General features: G+C 59.3%; 8 protein-coding genes. 3 read left to right on the top strand and 5 right to left on the bottom strand.

Annotation, left to right across the window (positions count from 1 at the left end; all coding sequences use genetic code 11):
• The first annotated feature begins 128 nt into the window (after window positions 1–128).
• From HY011_11320 to HY011_11310, 3 genes are all read left to right on the top strand, one after another.
• A complete protein-coding gene (locus tag HY011_11320) occupies window positions 129–1,652 on the top strand; it encodes a serine hydrolase (protein MBI3423518.1) in 1,524 nt (507 codons plus the stop codon).
• Between the two features lie 227 nt (window positions 1,653–1,879).
• Window positions 1,880–4,480, top strand: coding sequence for an ABC transporter permease (locus HY011_11315; protein ID MBI3423517.1), 2,601 nt, complete (start codon window positions 1,880–1,882; stop codon window positions 4,478–4,480).
• A 132-nt stretch (window positions 4,481–4,612) separates the two neighbouring features.
• Complete coding sequence (locus HY011_11310; protein MBI3423516.1) at window positions 4,613–7,066, top strand: ABC transporter permease; 2,454 nt, start codon at window positions 4,613–4,615, stop codon at window positions 7,064–7,066.
• On the opposite strand, the gene xrtK is transcribed toward HY011_11310, so the two are convergent.
• The 5 genes from xrtK to HY011_11285 all read right to left on the bottom strand — a co-directional run bounded on the left by xrtK (window position 6,958) and on the right by HY011_11285 (window position 16,866).
• Window positions 6,958–7,824, bottom strand: a complete 867-nt coding sequence (gene xrtK / locus HY011_11305) for an exosortase K (GenBank protein MBI3423515.1) — start codon at window positions 7,822–7,824, stop codon at window positions 6,958–6,960. The two genes, HY011_11310 and xrtK, sit on opposite strands and share 109 nt — an antisense overlap.
• Window positions 7,821–9,836: a VWA domain-containing protein gene (locus tag HY011_11300; GenBank protein MBI3423514.1), complete on the bottom strand. Its 2,016-nt coding sequence runs from the start codon at window positions 9,834–9,836 to the stop codon at window positions 7,821–7,823. Before HY011_11300 ends, xrtK begins: the two co-directional genes overlap by 4 nt.
• A gap of 533 nt (window positions 9,837–10,369) precedes the next feature.
• The gene (locus HY011_11295) at window positions 10,370–12,826 is read right to left on the bottom strand and encodes an ABC transporter permease (protein ID MBI3423513.1); all 2,457 of its coding nucleotides are present in this window, start codon (window positions 12,824–12,826) and stop codon (window positions 10,370–10,372) included.
• A gap of 285 nt (window positions 12,827–13,111) precedes the next feature.
• Window positions 13,112–15,607, bottom strand: a complete 2,496-nt coding sequence (locus HY011_11290; GenBank protein ID MBI3423512.1) for a carbohydrate binding family 9 domain-containing protein — start codon at window positions 15,605–15,607, stop codon at window positions 13,112–13,114.
• A gap of 674 nt (window positions 15,608–16,281) precedes the next feature.
• Complete coding sequence (locus HY011_11285; GenBank protein ID MBI3423511.1) at window positions 16,282–16,866, bottom strand: D-alanyl-D-alanine carboxypeptidase family protein; 585 nt, start codon at window positions 16,864–16,866, stop codon at window positions 16,282–16,284.
• Between the last annotated feature and the right edge of the window lie 19 nt (window positions 16,867–16,885).

The following is a 16,885-nucleotide window of genomic DNA, read 5'->3' as shown; positions in this document are numbered from 1 at the left end:
GCGTGCGGTCTCGGCGACAGACTGAACAATGCCGAAGGGTTTCCTTTCAGCTTCAACCAGTCTGATACCCAGACTGCACGCTGGCAGCGGTGCGTACCAGGTTGCCCCCATTCAAATTGAGGTATTTGATGAACACAATCACAAAGCTTTGCGCGTTGCTCGTACTGACGGCAATGATTGGTGGCGATCTTGAGGCGCAGGAAAAAGCGCCGCCCTTACAAACCAAAACCAAACTCGCACAACTCACCGCAAGCCTCGAACAGCGCATTCCGCTATTGATGAAAGAAGCGGATGTGCCCGGCTTGGCGCTAGCCTTGATCCGTGACGGCAAGCCCGTCTGGCAACACAGCTTCGGCGTCAAAAACGCCACGACGAATGAGCCGGTCACTGACGCCACCGTCTTTGAAGCCGCCAGCCTGAGCAAACCCGTTTTCGCTTACGCGATCATGAAGCTGGTGGACGCGGGCAAATTCGATTTGGACACGCCGCTCAATCAATACCTGCCCGGCAATTACGAGGTCGGCGACGATCCGCGTTTGGGCCAGATCACGGCGCGGCGCGTGTTGAGCCACACGACGGGCTTTCCGAACTGGCGCAACGGCCAGCTCAAAATCTATCTCGACCCCGGCACGCGCTTCAGCTATTCGGGCGAAGGCTTTGTCTATCTCGCCAAAACCATCGAGCATCTGACGGGTGAGAAATTCAACGATTTCATGCAACGCATGGTCTTTGCGCCGCTGGGCATGACCAGCAGCAGCTATGTTTGGCGCGACACTTACGACAATCTCAAAACCTTCCGCCACAATTCACGCGGCCTGCCTGTCAGCCAGAACAAAACGCCCGCCGGCGCAGCCAACGCCGCCGCCAGCTTGCACACGACCGCGCAGGATTATGCCCGCTTCGTCGCGGCCATTTTGAACGGCACCGGATTGAAGCCGGCGACGCGCAAGCTGATGCTGACGCCGCAAACCCAGGTCATCGCGGGCGGCGCGAATTCGCTCAACAATCCGAACCCGAAACCATTAGCCGATGTGGCCTGGGGACTGGGCTGGGGCTTGCAAACGACGCCAGAGGCAGCGTCAAAAGATGGTTTGTCGTTCTGGCATTGGGGCGACAACGGCGACAGCAAGGCGTATGTCGTCGCGTTTGAGAAACAGAAACTCGGCGTGGTCTTTTTCGCCAACAGCGCCAACGGCCTTTCGATTGCGCGCGAAATCGTGGCCGCAGCCGTCGGTGGCGCGCAACCGGCGCTGGCCTGGTTAAATTACGAGTCTTACCAATCACCGGGCCGCACGCTTTTCAAAACCATTCTCACCAAAGGTGCCGAAGCTGCGCTTACTGAATACCGCGCCGCGCGCGCAGGCCACCCCGCCAGTGAAACCGTGAATGAAAACCAGATGAACCGCCTCGGCTATGACCTGCTGGGCATGAAGCGGATGAAAGACGCCCTCGAAGTTTTCAAACAAAACGTCGCGGATTACCCGAAATCCGCCAACGCCTACGACAGTTTGGGCGAAGCGTATGCAACCAACGGTGAACGCGAATTGGCAATCAAAAATTACGAGCGTTCGCTTGAATTGAACCCCGGCAACGCGGGCGGGATTGAAGCATTGAAGAAGCTGCGCGAAAACAACGGCGCGGGTAAGCCCTGAATCGTTGCAGGGCAGGCTTCCGCAAGAAGCACACTGCGTTACGTTGGGCGCGCTAGGAGCAGGTGTTCAGAGTTCAAGCTTCAGCTTGTCGGCGTGCTTTGCACGCGCCCAGACAAGCTGAAGCTTGAACTCTGAACACCTGCTGGCGCAGGTTTCCTTTTCTGCCGATGATTCACATTCGATTTTCTATTTGAGCACGCCGACCGGTTTTTTTGGAGATAACCATTATGCAAACGCTTCTGCAAGATTTGCGCTACGGTTTCCGCATGTTGCTAAAAACGCCCGGCCTCACCGCCATCGCGGTGCTTTCGCTGGCGTTGGGCATCGGCGCGAATACGGCGCTGTTCAGCATCGTGGATTCGATGCTGTTAAAGATGCTGCCGGTCAAAGAGCCACAGCGGCTGGTGCTGTTCCGCTCGGTCGCGCCGCGCGAATTCAGCGTGGGCAGTTACAACGGCAACTCGCGCACCGATGAAGCAGGCCAGCGCACGATGACGTCGTTTGCCTATCAGAGTTATCAGCGCATGCGCGAGCGCGAAAGTCCGCTCTCTGACCTCATCGCCTTTGGCAATGTAGGGCTGAACGTCAGCGCCGACGGGCAGGCCGATGTCGCCAGCGGGCAAGCCGTCTCAGGCAATTATTTTATCGGCCTCGGCGTGCAACCGGTGCTTGGACGCTTGTTGACGGATGAGGACGATAAGGCCTCGGCCAGCCCTGTGGCCGTGCTCAGTTTTCGGTATTGGCAACAGCGTTTCGGCGGCAACGCGGCGGTCGTCGGCAAAGCGATCAACCTCAACAACGTGGCGTTCACCGTCATCGGCATCACGCCGCCGGGCTTTGAGGGCACGATGGATGTAGGCTCGACGCAGGACGTGTCCGTCCCGCTGGCTTGGGAGCCACAGCTTTACACGGATCGCCAGCGGTCGAACATGAGCGGCGCGGGCAGTTGGTGGTTGCGCTTAATGGGCCGTTTGAAACCCGGCGCGACGGCGGAGCAGGCGCGCGCGCAGTTGGAAAATGCCTTTCATCAATCCGTCCTCGAACACCGCACCGCGCGGCAGGCGCAAGCCAAAGCGAGCGGCGGCAATGCGATCAATGATCTCGATCCGAAACTCTACCCGCGCCTCTACCTAGACCCCGGCGCGCAGGGCGAGATGAATTCGCGGCAGTATTACCGGCCTTCGCTGTATATGCTGCTGGGCGTCGTCGGGCTGGTGCTGCTGATTGCCTGTGCCAACGTGGCGAACCTGCTGCTGTCGCGCGCGGCGGGGCGGCAAAAAGAAATCGCGTTACGGCTGGCGCTGGGCGCGAGCCGCTGGCGCTTGATCCGCCAGTTGTTGACTGAGAGCGTGCTGCTTTCCGCTATTGGCGGCGCGCTGGGGTTGCTCTTTGCGGTTTGGATCAAAGACGGTTTGTTGGCGGTCAACGATTGGGGCGGACGCGGGATGCGCGCGCTCGAACCGCAACTGGATTGGCGCGTGCTGGTGTTCACGCTGGCCTTGTCGTTGCTGACCGGCATCATCTTTGGTTTGGCTCCGGCGTGGCGCAGCACGAACGTGGATTTGACGCCCGCACTCAAAGACAGCGGGCGCAGTTCGAGCACAGTCGCGCGTTCGCTGTTGAGCCGCGGCTTGGTTGTCGCCCAGGTCGCGCTGTCGTTGTTGCTGCTGATTGGCGCGGGGCTGTTTGTGCGCACGTTGCTCAATTTGCAACGTGTCGAACCGGGCTTCAACACGCAAAACCTGTTGCTGTTCGGTCTCCAACCGGGCCTGATCGGGTACAAAGACGAAAAGCTCACGCAGCTTTATCAGCAATTGACTGAGCGTCTGGAAGCGGTGCCCGGCGTGCAGGCCGTCACCTTTTCGCGCATGCCTTTGCTCGCACAGGGTTCTAGTTCTCGCGGTGTCTTCTTGCGCAGCGCCCTTTCTGCACAGCCTGATTCCGAAGGGCGCATCAAAGAAAGCGGCGAAGGATATATTCATCAGGTGCGCGAAAATTTTCTGACGGCGATGGAAATCCCACTGTTGGCGGGGCGCAATTTGCAACCGCAAGATGACGCCAACGCGCCGCGCGTGGTGGTCGTCAATCAAACCTTCGCCAATAAGTATTTCCCCAACGAAAGCCCCATCGGCAAACGCTTCGCCTTCGATTTCAAAAAACCGGACGAGATCGAAATCGTCGGCCTCGCCAAAGACGCCAAATACACGCGCCAACGCGATGAGGTACCGCCAACAGCCTATACCTCGTGGCGGCAGGAATTGCGTTCGATGGGCGGCTCGACTTTTGAGGTACGCACCAACGGCGATCCGAATGCCGCCATCAACGCCGTCCGCCAAGCCGTGCGTGCCGTGGACGTGAACCTGCCGCTCAACAACATCAAAACGCAGGTCGCCCAGGCCGATGAAACGCTGCGCATGGAACGCCTCTTCGCCAAGCTGATGACGTTGTTCGGCCTGCTCGCGCAACAACTCGCGGCCATCGGCTTGTTCGGCGTGATGGCCTACGCCGTCTCGCAACGCACGCACGAGATCGGCATTCGCATGGCGCTGGGCGCTGAGCGCCGCGATGTCCTGCGCATGATCTTGCGCCAAGGCATGACGCTGGCCGTGCTTGGCGTAATCCTCGGTCTGGTCGGCGCGTATGTGCTGACGAAATACCTGGAAAGCTGGCTGAACCTGTCGAAGATGCTGTTCGGCGTGAAGGTCAACGACCCGCTGACTTACGGCGTGATTGCCACAGTGTTGACGCTGGTGGCGCTGGTGGCGTGTTTTATTCCGGCGTGGCGGGCGACCAAGGTAGACCCGATGATTGCGCTGCGCTATGAGTGATGACGCAGCGCCAATCTGCCGCCGACAAGCGGAACAATTCCTTTCAAAGGGGCGTCCAAGCACCGCAAGCTGACGCCGCGCGGCACAATTTGACGGCGTGGCGCGCTAAACTTTCCTCCCGGGAGATTCAGGATGAACTACCTCTGGCATGACCTGCGTTATGGCGCGCGGATGCTGCGCAAGCAGCCGTTCTTCACGCTCGTCGCGGTGCTCACGCTGGCGCTCGGCATCGGCGCGAACACGGCGATTTTCAGCGTTGTCAACGCCGTGTTGCTGCGTCCGCTGCCTTACGCCGAGGCGGATCGGCTGGTTGTGCTGTGGGGTAATTTCCTGAAACTCAACATCGAACGGCTGCCCGCCAAAGCCGCCGAATATGTGGACTACCGCGAGCAGACGCAAAGCTTTGCGCAAGTCGCGGCCTCTGCCAGCGAGGATTACAACCTGACCGGTGCAGGTCAATCAGACCAACTGGCGGAGCGGCTGGCGGGCACGCGCGTCACAGCGAACCTGTTTGCCATGCTGGACGCACAACCAAGCCAAGGGCGGGCTTTCAATGACAACGACACTCAACCAGGCCACGACAACGTCGTCATCATCAGCCACGATCTATGGCAACAGCGCTTCGGCGGCGCGGCCAATGTCGTCGGCCAAACGCTGCGGCTGAACGAACAGAATTACACCATCGTCGGCGTGATGCCCGCCGGGTTTCAATATCCGCACGCCAGCTTCCGCTTCGGCGAACCGGCGGAATTGTGGACGCCGCTGGCGCTCACGACCGAACAAGTGGCACAGCGCCAGCCGCCGTATTTTCTGAACGTGCTCGCGCGGCTCAAATCGGGCGTGACATTGGGACAGGCGCGCGCTGAATTGGGCGCACTGGCGCAGCGCTTTGAATCGCAACAGCCAGGTTATCGCGGCCCCAACAATGCCGATGGCGGCTGGCGCATCACGGCCACCCCTTTGTTGGAAGAAGCCGTTGGACGCAGCCGATTCGCGTTGTTGATGCTGTTGGGCGCGGTGGCGTTCGTCCTATTAATTGCCTGCGCGAACGTGGCAAACCTGTTGTTGGTGCGGGCGACCGTGCGGCAACGCGAACTGGCGATTCGCGCCGCGTTAGGGGCAAGCCGCTGGCAGATTGTGCGCCAGTTATTGTGCGAGAGTTTGCTGCTCGCTACGTTGGGCGGCGCGGGTGGCTTGCTGCTGGCGTGGTGGGGCGTCGAGGCGCTTGCCAAACTCAAACTCGATAATCTGCCGCGCGTCAGCGAAACCAGTTTGGATTGGCGCGTGCTCGGCTTCACGCTGCTGCTGACAACGCTGACAGGCGTGTTGTTTGGCGTGCTGCCCGCGTGGCAGGCTTCCCGGCCCAACGTGCAGCAAATCTTGAAAGAAGGCGGCGGCGCGGCGACACGCAACCGGCACTGGTTGCGCAATGCGCTAGTCGTGGGTGAAATCGCGCTGGCGATGTTGTTGCTGGTGGGCGCAGGATTGCTGCTCAACAGTCTGATTCGCGTGCAACGTCTCAAGCCGGGTCTGGATATAGACAAGTTGCTCTTTGTCGAATTGGCACTGCCACGCGAACGCTATCCTGACGCGCAAAAGATCAACGCGTTTTACCAAGACCTAACCCAGCGCGTCAGTGCGCTGCCCGGCGTCGAACAAGCCAGTGCAGGCAATCTCATTCCGCTCAGCGGCACAGTCACCAGCGATCCCTTTGCCATCGAAGGACGCCAGCTCGATTTCAATCATCCACCCCATGCGGGCTGGCAATTGGTCGCGCCGAATTTCTTTCGCACGCTGGGCATTCCGCTGCTGCGCGGGCGCGATTTCACCTCACAAGACGTGAACGAAGTCGCGATCATCAACCAAACGATGGCGCGCAAGTATTGGCCTCACGAAGACCCGCTCGGCAAACGCCTCTCGCTCGGCCTCCCGCGCGCTGACAATCCCTGGAAAACGATCATCGGCATCGTCGCCGACACGCCGCAACGCACACTGGAATCAGCGCCAGGCGCGGATTGGTATTTGCCGCTGCCCACGCGCACCGCGCGCACCACACGCCTATTCATGCGCGCTGCCGGTGATCCCGCCGCTTTGATTCAAGCTGTGCGCCAACAGGTCTGGGCCGTAGACAAAGACCAACCCATCCAAGCCGCCACGACCTTACGCACATTCGTTGTCGGCTCGCTCGCCCCGCGCCGCTTCAACACCTGGCTGCTCGGCGGTTTTGCCGCGCTGGCCTTGCTGTTGGCGGCGCTCGGCATTTACAGCGTGCTGTCTTATGCCGTCACGCAACGCACGCGGGAAATCGGCGTGCGCCTGGCGCTGGGCGCACAGGCGGGCGATGTGGTGCGCCTGATCTTGAAACAAGGTTTGGCGCTGGCGCTGCTCGGCATTGGGCTAGGTTTGGCGGGCGCGCTGGCGGGCACGCGCGTGTTACAGAGCCTGCTGTTCGGCGTGCGCACGACCGATCCGCTGACTTATAGCGCGGTGGCGGTGGTGCTGCTGGCTGTCGCGTTGCTGGCCTGTGTGATCCCCGCGCGGCGGGCGGCGCGGGTTGATCCATTGGTCGCCTTGCGATGCGAATAAGCAAATTGGAGTGTGCCGACTTGCCGCCGCGCTCCAAGTTGCTTGCGCGAACACAGCAGGTAAAACGCGCTGAAGGGAAGCATCAGGATGAGCGGCAACAGCAACACTGTCAGAGAGTGCTCCCAGAAAGCGCCTTCGCGCCGATAAGCGCCCGTGGCGAGCGGAATCCCCAGCATCGTCGCGTAATAGACGAACAGCGGTAAGAACAAAAGCCAACTGCTGCTGCTGACGTTTCCCACCGCCATCTTTTCGCTGACGACGAACAAGCCCAGCAAAAACCCGAAGTAGATGACGATGCCTTCAAAGCGATGCACTTGGGCGGGATTCAACCCGCCCAAGCCGCCCAAGCCAGAGGCCGCGTGTTGCAACTGCAAGGCGATGGCGATGCGCGTGGCATTAGCCAGCAGGGTCACCAGGTAGGCCACCAAGGCGGCGGCGGGGATAAAGTGCCAAGCCAATGCCCGCGCACCATTGCGCAACAACCTGCCGAACGCCAGCAGCAGAAAGGCCGTGAGCAAAAAGTTCACGCCCGCGCAGGAATTGGCAATCAAAAAGCCGCGCTCACGGCTGAGGTAGCCAGCGTGCGCTTCAAACTCGAAGGAAACGCCGCTAACCAGTTCAACCAGCGCCGTCGTCGGGGCCAGTATCCAACGCAACTGGTCAGCGCTGGCCGATGAATAATAGCGTTTGAGCGCGTAGCCACAACCCAGCACCACCAGGCACTGCGCCAGCCATTTCCAGTTCACTTCCCTTTTCATACCAACCGCCTTTGTTCCCGCAAGAGCATCCAGGTTGCCAGCGCCAGCAACGCGCCCAACAGCCACAGGAATTCCGGCTCACTGCCGACAGCCAATTCGCTGACACCTGCGGGCAGCGGCAACGGTTGATCCACGTCTTCCGCCGCGCCCTGCGGATTGCGCACGACTTCGCGCACGGCGATGAAGGAGGTGTATTGCGTCAGCAGGTTGTACTTCAATCCGAGCGCCGTGATCTGGCTGACGCGGTCTTCGTCAAGATGCTCAGCGCCGTAATCGGAAAGCTCGGCGATGCTCGACCGCGCCCACAGATAGCGCAACGCGCGATTGGCTTCTTCGGGTTGAACACCAGCGACATCCAACCGCTGTTGGTAATTCCCTTGACCAGTCTTGCCTTGCAATTCAAAGGCTCCGCTGACCGGCCCGCGCCATTTACCGAAGAGGATCACGGGGCGCTGCGCAAACAAATCAGGAAGCTGGGCCGGATGCACGTCATACGTCTCAAAACCGAGCGCGCGCACTTGAATGCCGGTTAAGAGCGGCGTTTGAATGTAGTCGCGAAATTTGGCGGCCTGCGCGGGCGCTTCGGCTTCCTGCGTGACGATAAAGGGTTCGCCCATCCCGGCCTTGGCGACGCCTTCGATGAGGTAACGATTGACCGAGGTGCCGATGCCAAAGGCGAAGACATTGGTCTGATTCAGATTGCCGCGAATGTAATCGAAGACGCCTTTTTCGCCGGAAACAAAACCATCGGTGATCAGCACCACACTGCGCGAGACATTGCTTTCGCGGGGCAAACTCATGGCCTGTTTGATGGCCGCCAGTAATTCGGTGCCACCGCTGCCGCGCTGCTGTTCGATCAGGCGAATCGCTTTCGCAATGTTTTGTTGTTCGGCGGGCAGCGACTTCGCCGCCAGCGTGGCGGAATCACCCGCAAACAAAACGATGTTGAATAGATCGCTGGGACGCAATTGCCCCAGCAAATCCCGCATCAACCGTTTGGACGTGTTCAGCGGAAACCCGTCCATCGAACCGGAAACATCCACCACAAAGATGTATTCGCGTGCGGGGATGTCGGCGGTCGCGACGCGCTGGGGCGGCTGGGCCATATACAAAAAGAAGTTTTCATCCTGGCCGCGATAAAGCAACAAACCCGACGTGATCTGCTCGCCCGCCAAACGATAGTGCAGGATGAAATCGCGGTCGCCTTGTGCCTGATTGGCATTGTCCAGTTGAACCGCTGCAATTGTGGCGCTCTGCCATTGCGGCGTAATTTGATGCGAAGGGCTGGCAAAATCGCGAATTGGGACACCGGCGGAAATGCGCGCCGCAATGTGTAGCGTGTTGTTCGGCGCAACGCCCTGATGCAGATACGGACTCTTGACCCATTTATCTTCGGCTGGCGCTGAAGACTCCGGTTGAGACGAATAGCGCGGCCCAACTACGGTTGGATACACAACCTCATAGACACCGTCGGTCGGTACCAGCAACTCGGTATAACGCAGCTCGATCTCGACCTGATCGACGGGCATGACGTTGGCGAGATTCATCGAAAACACATTGGGCCGGTTTTGCTCTAACAGCGAAGCGCTTTTCCCCTCCGCCTTGGCCTGCTCGAATTCCTGTTTGGCTTTTTCGCGCTCTTTGATTTTCGCCACGATCACTTGCTCGCCGATTTTCATGCGCATGGCATAAACAGCGGCGCGCGTCGAAGCCGGAAACACATAGCGCGCATTGATAGGCCGCGCGCCTTCGTTGCGATAGGTCTGCCAGACCTTCACATCGGCGATGACGCCCGAAACGTCAATTTGCACGCGCGTGTCTTTGAGCGGCAGGTGATCGAGGGCGGGATCGCCCTGCACGAAAAAATAAGGTGAGAGGGTTTTATCCGGTTGGGATTGCGCGGCGCTGGCCACCGCGAGCAATGAACAGGCCAGCAACACGAAACAAACATTCCGCAAGGTGAAGTGCATAATTTCCTCAATCGTAAACGGCAACGCGGGTTGCCAGGTCATTTGTCAGCGCGCCTCTTTTTTCAACGGGCGGAGACTACGCCAGCGCGATTGAGGAAAGAATGTTCAGCGCCACAGGGCAAAACCGTACTAACCACAGTCAACGATTGCGGGATTACGAGATATAGATTTCAAGAAAATGCTTTTCCGCAGCAAGCCCGCGAAGGCGGGCGGCAGCATAAAGCCCAGGGCGTTAGCCCTGGGTAGCGATGGCGTAAGTTATAAGCCCGTGAAACGGGCGGCAGGCCATTGTCTGTCGCCCACTTCGTGGGCTTGTAATTCACTGCACCGCTACCCAGGGTTGCGGCTGCGCCTCCACCCTGGGCTACACTCTGGCCACCCGCTTCGCAGGTTCAATTCGGAAATTCTTTTTCTTGAAATCTATAGCTTGATCCTATTTGAAATAGGTGAGAGAGGTTGAGGAAGGGCTGGGAGAAAACCTCGCCAGTTGGGACTGAAGGGTAGTAATCGCTACGGCGACCAGCAGAGCAGGCGTACACCTACCAGTCGCCACAGCGAGTTCAAGAAGCGCGGCGTTATTCGCACCGCAGCGCGACCAGTGGGTCTACTTGCGCCGCACGCCGCGCGGGCAGCCAGCAGGCCAGCAGCGCGACCGCCGTCAACAGCAACGCGACACCGGCAAACGTCAGCGGGTCAGTCGTGCTCACATTGAACAGCAGCGTCTTGACCAGGCGTGTCAGCAACAGCGCCGCGCCCAATCCAAGCACCACACCCGCCAAGACCAGCCGCATCCCCTGCCCCAAGACCAAGCGCAAGATGTCTGCCGCCGAAGCGCCCAGCGCCGTGCGGATGCCGAGTTCGTGCGTGCGTTGCGTCACGGCGTAGGCCATCACGCCGTAAATACCGATGGCCGAGAGCAGCAAGGCGACAGCGGCAAACACGCCCAGCAGCAGTGTGTTGAAGCGTTGCCGCGCGATGGATTTGCCGAGCAGGCTGGCGAGCGTGCGCACGTCGGCGACGGGCTGTTGCGGATCGAGCGTTTGAATGACATTGCGCGCGGCGGCGGCCAGCGCCAGCGACTCGCCTTTGGTGCGCAAGACAAAGGTCATCGCGTTGTAAGGCAATTCGGCGATGGGCCAGTACGACATCGGCTCGGCTTCTTTGTCGAGTTGGGCGTGCTTGACATCGGCGACGATGCCGATGATTTCGGTCGGCACGTTCTCGTTTTTCATCGAAATGGTGAGCCGCTGGCCCAGGGCTTCTTCGTTGGGGAAATACTTCTTGGCGAGCGCCTCGTTGACGATGACGACGTGGCGCAGCTCTTTGACTTCCTGTTCGGTGAACATGCGCCCGCGCTGGAGCGGAATCTGCATCGCCTGGAAGAAGTTTTGATCAGCGACACAAACGCCCGTCGTCAATCGTTGCCCCGGCAAAGAAGGCGGCTTGCCCTCGATCTCAAAACTCGTGCCTGCGCCCGGCCCGGCAAAAGGCATGTAATTGATCGCCCCGGCGGACTCGACGCCCGGCAACGCCCGCATCTGCGCGACAGCCTGCGTGAAGAAGTTGATGCGTTTGGGGTCGTCGCTGTAACGGCGACCCGGCAAGGCCACACGCATGGTCAAAACGTTTTCAGGATTGAATCCTGTGCCAACCGCTTGCAAGCGCAAGAAGCTGCGGATCAGCAAACCCGCACCGACCAACAACACCAAGGCGAGCGCAACTTCGGCGACCACCAAAACGTTGCGCAAGCGCTGGCTGCGGGTGCCCCCGCCCAAGCTGCGGCCCGCTTCTTTCAAGGTTTCGCTGAGTTTAAGGTTCGAGGCTTCCAACGCCGGAACCAGGCCAAACAGCACACCGGTCAACAAAGCAATGGCGAAGGTAAAGCCCAACACGGACGCGCTGATTTTCAAGCCCTGCAAGGCGCCCAACTCCGGCGGGCTGAGACTGACCAACGCCTCAGTACCCCACCAAGCCAGCAACAAACCAGCCGCGCCGCCCAACATGGCAAGCAATGCGCTTTCAGTCAGCAACTGCCGCACAATGCGCCCACGCCCCGCGCCCAACGCGGCGCGCACGGCGATTTCTTTTTGCCGTGCGGCTGCTCGCGCCAACAACAGGTTAGCGACATTGGCACAGGCAATCAGGAGCACAAAGCCAACCGCTCCCATCAAGACACGTAAGGCAGGGCGCAATTCGCCCGCGAACTGTTCGCGCAACGGCGTGACCGTGATGCCCCAGCCGGTGTTGAACTCTTTGTATTGCTCAATCAGCCGCGTTTGCAGCGTATCCATGTCGGCGCGCGCCTGCGTCAGGCTCACGCCGGGTTTGAGCCGCGCGACGGCGCTGGCAAAGCGGCCGCGCCGTTGTTTCAGTTGTTCGGAGATTGACCAGGGCGACCATAATTCGGCGGGCTGGTTCGTCAACGAATTGCCGATGATGTGCCACTTGAAGCTGGCGGGCAGCACGCCGATGACGGTGTTTTCGTTGTTGTTGAGGATGATTTTGCGCCCGATGATTTGCGGGTCGCCGCCAAAGCGGCGCTGCCATAACCCGTAACTGAGCACGACGACATCGGCTGCGCCCTGCTTGCCATCATCTGCCGTGAAGGTGCGGCCCAACGCCGGTTGCACGCCCAGCACGTTGAACAGATTGTCGGTGCAGATCTGCGCGGGGATTTCAATCGGTTCACCATTGCCGGTCAGGTTGGTGCGGAAATCGGCGAAAGCGGCCATGTCCTCGAAACTCTGGCTCTGCTCTTTCCAGTCAAAGAAATTGCCGAGGTTGATGGTGTTTTGCACGGTTCGCTGGCTCTTTTCCCAGACCATCACCAAGCGGTCGGCAGCGCGGTACGGCAACGCTTCGAGCAAGACGGCGTTGACGACGCTGAAAATCGCCGTATTCGCGCCGATGCCCAGCGCCAGCGTCAGCACCGCGATCAAGGTAAAGCCCGGCTGCTTCGTCAACATCCGCAGCCCGTAACGAACGTCTTGCCAAAAGGGCCAAAAGGGCCAAAAGGGCCAAAAGGTTTGCATTGCGGCCTCCCACAGGAAATCGCCCACGCCGGATCACACCAGATAAACATGCGTCTGCGTGTTTATCTGGTGTCTTGGTGGACAGTCTTTTCAGCTTGCTTCGGCGCATAGATCGCCCTACTGGAATGCCTTAACCAACCGGCGTGCCACAACGTCGTGCGCCGTAACTGGTTGTGTTCAATCGCCCGCTCAAGGCGGTGTTGAAAGGCGTTGTTCGGAAGTGGAATCGAGCAATCCCGGAATTGGCAAGCTGGCGCTTAGCGGGCCGTTCTCAGGCGGCGCAATTTACTTAATGCTCTTGCGAATCAGATAGGACATCTTGATAAAAAACGTCCGCCCGTTGCGCTCGAAACCTGGTTCGTAACGCGCAGTGAACGGGCTGAACCCGCGATAATTCATGTCGTCGTTGTAGCCCACATAAAACGAAGTACCCGGATTCGGCGTGTAACCAAAAAGAAATTGCCCGCGCACTCGCGCCGCCAGGGTCGAGTAATCCACACGGCTGCGGACAAAGACGAAGCGCGTGAATTGGTAGGTCGTGCGGAACGAATAGATGTGATCTTTGTAGGCCAACCGCCCCGTATCGTGGCGCGTCAGGCGGCTGTTGGTGTAATTCAGCGAGAAGCGCAGCGGATTGGTCGGCTGGTAAGAAACATTGGCATTCAAGAAAACTCCACGTCCCGCACCCGGATCGAGCGCTGCATTCGGATTCGCCAGGGCCGCCGGACTAATGCGCGGGAAGCGTGGCCCCGCGCCGAAGTCGTAATCCAGTTCCGCCGTCGAAAGGCCCGTCTCGACCCCTGCCGTATATTTCTTGCTGGGCCGCGCATTCGCGAACACAAAGACATTGTTCCCGGCGGCACTGCGTTCCGGCCCGCCAGCAAAGGCGCCCGCGCGGGTTGACGCGCGTTTGGGGCCGAACTCTTCTTCAAAAATGCGTTCGTAACCGCGGTTGCCGCCAAAGCCGACGGCAATCTGTTTTTGGAATTGCATGAACAGATTAGCCCCGGCAGTCAGTTGCTGCGAACGGCCTTGAAAATCGTAATTGCTGATCACGCGGCTGAAAATGCGCCAGGTTTGCAGCATCGCTTTCTGGCTGCGTTTGGGATCGCTGCTGAGGCGCCCAAACAGGCCGCTGAAATTGGAATTGGTGCGGCGCGTGAACCCGACATCGGCGCGGTAATCGCGCGTGCGGCCTTCGCTGGTGGCGAAAAAGCCGTAGCGCCGCTGGGTGTAATCGAAGGTGGCGGTATACCCAAAGCCGTTGCCCGTGCGAAAGGTGTTTTTGTCTTCGTCGGGACTATAAAAATAGCGGCGCGAGTTGGTGGCTAACACTTGAAACGAAAAGACGGATTGCGGATTGATTTTGAAGCGGCCATCAATGCCGCCCACGTGATTGTGCTTTTCGATGAAGTTGTAACTCGTGGCGATCAACCCAATTTCCGATTCACGCCCGACATCGTGTTTGGCGCGCGCCACGCCGATGTAAGCACGATGATCCAGAAACCGGGCGATGTCTGCGCGTAGCCCTGGATCGTTGCGTTCGTCTTCGCTGTAATTGCCGGGCGCGCGGTCGGCGGCCAGCATCAAGCCAAACGTATTGCGGCCACGCTTGCCGCTGATCTTGGCCGCGTAATCAGGATCAACAATCGTGCGTGTATGCACCGGCTGCAAGGCCGTCTGAAAAATCTCGATGCCTTCCAAAAAGAACGGGCGGCGCTCTTCAAAAAAAAGCGGGAAGCGTTGGTTGGCGGTGAGTACGGTTTGATCGGCTTCGACCTGGGCAAAGTCGGGATTGATCGTGAAATCCAGCGTGATGTTCGGCGTGATGCCGTATTTCAGCGACAGGCCCGGATCAAAATTGAGCGGCTGATTGACGAAGCGGCCCGGATCGTTCAGCGCGGGAATACCAACAGGCAAGCCCACCGGCAGCGCGGGCACACGGCGGCCACTTTCTGACAGCGTCAGGCTGGGAATGATTTCCAGATTGCGCTCGGTCGAGATGTTTTCGATGCCGGTGATGTGACCTTCCTGTGTGAGGAAGCCGTTGATGTTGCGCGCCAGCGGCATCCACGAAGTCTGTTCGTTGTTCTTGTGTTTGATCGTGCGCTGCAAATGCAGGCCCCACGCTTTGCCTTTGCCGATTTCGTAGCGCAACGATTTGAACGGCACCTTGACCTCGATGATGTAGCCGTCATCCACGACCTGGCCTTTCGATTCCATCACGATGTCCACGCTGTAATCTTCGTTATTGATGTTGCCGCCTTCGGTAAAAATGCCGTCGGCCTGAACGCCCAGCGGATTGAAGGCCATGATGTAGGCCTTGCGCCGGTCGTTGAAGGTGTCGAGCGCCAACCAGATGAAATCGTCATCCCACAGATTGTCGCGTTTGGCGACGGTCGCGCGCACCTTGCCCGCTTCATCCCAGGCGCGAAAGGCGAAATAAAGATTCCGCGCGTCGTATCCCATCCGCACTTCGGTTTGCAGCGAGGGCGCGACGTTTTCGCCGGGCCGGGTTTGCAAAAAGTCTTTGAAAACCGCCGCCGTCGCCCACACTTCATCATTCAACTTGCCATCAATAGTCGGCTCGGTCGCAAAGCGCGTCAGATGCACCGGCTGGGCTTTTTCAGGCGGAAGCACCGGCGCGATTTTTGTGGTTTTGGCTTTGCCCGGTGCGGCGTTATTGGCGACGCCACTTTCTCCCAAGGCTTGCGCGAGCGTGAGTGAACTGAGCACAGCGCAGCACAGCACACAGAGGTAGCGGCATCTCTGAAACTTCATATCAGGTCCCTTCACCAGGCAAGCGCCTTACCATCGCGTGGCCTTGCTTTACTATTTGCTATCCAAACTTTTTTGCTTCGGAGCGGCGAATGAATTTTCGCGCTTTATCATTCGACGCAGAAGGCGTCGAAGTTCTTCCCCCGACCCAACGAAAATCAGCCGCCCGTGGTTCCCTGAGCTTTTCCCAAGAAATAGGTTGTAGGTATAAGTGTCAGACAGCCAGTTAAAGTTTCAACCTGGCCGAACATTCCAAGGCCAAGCGCATGTTTTAGATCGGTTTTCACTTCAGTTTACGGGAAAAAGCCGCGCTGCGGGACGGTACCGCGCGCGTCAGCAAGCGGAGCCTGAACGACTTCGGCCAGGGCATCAGCTTGACGCGCCACTTGCTCACGCGCGCAGTACCGTCCCGGCCCAAGCTGCTCCCGTAAACGCAATTGCAAATCGCTCTAGTGGTAGGGATTGTGCCAAAGCGCATGGGGCTCAAGCTAAAGCGCATGGACTACAGGCAAATGGCAGAACCTCCTGCGCTTTTTTCAGGCGATATATGAGCAAGCCAAAAAACCATGGGGTTCAAGCTTTGGCTCGTCTGGCGCGCCATGCGCGCACGCAGGCTGAAGCCTGAACTCCATGCTCCTTATGTGGTGAATAGGCGCGCGCTCAATTTATCCGGTGGTTTATTTTTGGCGTTTGCGCTGAGTCGTTTTTGGCGCGCCGCGTTTGCCCTGCTGTGCTTTGCGCCAGCGTTGCTGCCCGGCGTTGATCGCCGCTTGCGTCGAACGATAACCAGCGTGTTGCGGACTGATTTCAAAATGGGCTGGGTCTTTCAAACCATAACGCCAGTTGAAGCCATGACGTTCCATCACCCGCACCGTCTGGCGGCCTTTCGGCGTCAAGCGACGTTTACGGCGGCCAGCGGCAATTCCGCCCAGGTCTACGGCCAGGCCCGCTTCGTGCAGGGAGGAGCCGGGCGGATTCGCGCCATAAATACCCCGCCGGTTACGGCAACGGCGGCTGCGCGCGCAACGATAGATGGCGCGCTGATCCGCCTGTGAACGAAAGGTGCTGTTGACGCGGGGCCGCAAGCCGCGTTTGCGCAATTCGCGCAACGCCGCGTTCAGGCGCGTGCGGGCCTTGCCATCCAGCGTGTTGACGCGCGGCGCGGCCAGCGCGCGGGCGCGGCCATAGACCGGCTGCCAACTGCTCGGCGCGGCGCTCAGCAGCAACGCCAAACCAAAGAGAGGGAGTTTGTTTTTCAGCATAATTCGCGAACGAGGAAAG

Source organism: Acidobacteriota bacterium (genome assembly GCA_016196035.1).
GTDB lineage: Bacteria > Acidobacteriota > Blastocatellia > RBC074 > RBC074 > JACPYM01.
This window is presented reverse-complemented; position numbering and strand designations above follow the sequence as displayed.